We start from the raw sequence: 1,568 nt of genomic DNA on the forward strand, positions 1-1,568 counted from the left end.
TGCGGAGGCCCCTCTTATAAGTTTTGAGACTGTCTGCCCAGATTAAACGAGATTCTTCCAGTTTGGTTAATCGCCAGTTCCTTTCAAATTTGTTTTAACCTACGGGTTTGACAGTTATACCAAGGAGCGGACTTTCTTTGCTTTTTTAACTTCTTTTTAAGAGGAGCTACAGAGTCAAGCGAGCCTACGATGCTATCGACAAGATGATCAATTCGGGAGAGGTTAAAGTCGGCACGGGAAACCTCTGTTTTTCCTTAAATTTTGCTACAGCACTGTCTGATAAACATCTAGTATAGTAACTGTTGCTGAGTGGCGTGTAATCGAGTAAAAAGAAATCAAAAGTAATCAGATAATGATCCGATAGCGAGGGATTCTGTGGAAAGACTTTTAGGTTATCAATTTCAATTCCATACGTCAGAACTAGATCGAGGGTATGGTTAAAACAGTGAGTGGGTTCATGTACACCCTGACTGAAGCCAATGGAGTCTAATAATCAGATCAACACGGTAGCCAGGGAGTCATTATCAACATTGACATGAATGTTAAAATCGCCTACGATAATAACTTTATCTGATTTAAGAACTAAACTGGATAAAAACTCTGAGAATTCAGATACAAATTCAGAATATGGGCCAGGAGCACGGTACACTATAACAAATAAAAGTGGCTGCGAGGTTTTCCAGGTTGGATGCAAAAGACTAAGAACGAGGCTTTCAAATTAATTATAATCTAGTTTAGGTTTAGGGCTGATTAACAGACTAGAGTTAAAAATGGCTGCAACTCCCCCTCCTCGGCCGCTGCCTCAAGGAATGTGGGTATTATTATGACTGGGAGGAGTGGACTCATTTAGACTAACATATTCATCTTGACACAGCCAGGTTTCAGTGAGACTGAGTAAAAATCAGTATGGTTATCTGATATTAATTTGTTTACTAACACTGCTTTAGACGATAGAGACCTGATATTTAACAGTCCACATTTAATTCTCCTGTTTTGTCTTTCTGTCACAGAATGAGGTTTTAATTTTTATGAGGTTGTTATGCACAACTCCTCTTTGTTTAATTTTAGATTTAGATAATTTAGGCGGTCGGGGGACAGACACCGTTTGTATAAAACTATGAAAACTATGGCTGGGTAACTGAACTAGAAGCTCAGAGAGGCGTTTAGGACTGCAACTCTCTGTCCTGGTCTCAACTCTGGGTTGTCAGGGATTTAAATTACTAATAAAGTTTGCCAGATTCCTAAAAATGAGAGCAGCTCCATCCAAAGTGGGATGAATGCCGTCTCTCCTAATAAGACCAGGTTTTCCCCAGAAAGTTTGCCAATTATTAACGAAACCCACATCGTTTGCTGGACACCACCTGGACAGCCAGCGGTTAAATGATGACATGCGGCTAAACATGTCATCACTGGTCAGATTTGGGAGGGGTCCAGAGAAAACTAAGGAGTCCGACATAGTTTTAGCGTATTCACACACCAAGGCAACATCAATTTTAGTGACCTCCGACTGGCGTAACCGGGTGTCATTGCCACCGACGTGAATAACAATCTTATTAAATCTCTGTTTA

The 1,568-nt window shown here is 40.4% G+C and carries 1 protein-coding gene; it reads right to left on the bottom strand.

Translation table 11 applies throughout. The features are described from left to right. Positions 1–1,204: 1,204 nt before the first annotated feature. A partial coding sequence (locus R7O13_RS24025; protein ID WP_318304820.1) for an SGNH/GDSL hydrolase family protein occupies positions 1,205–1,568 on the bottom strand: 364 nt, incomplete at its 5' end.

It is taken from the genome of Vibrio sp. Y176, assembly GCF_033438945.1.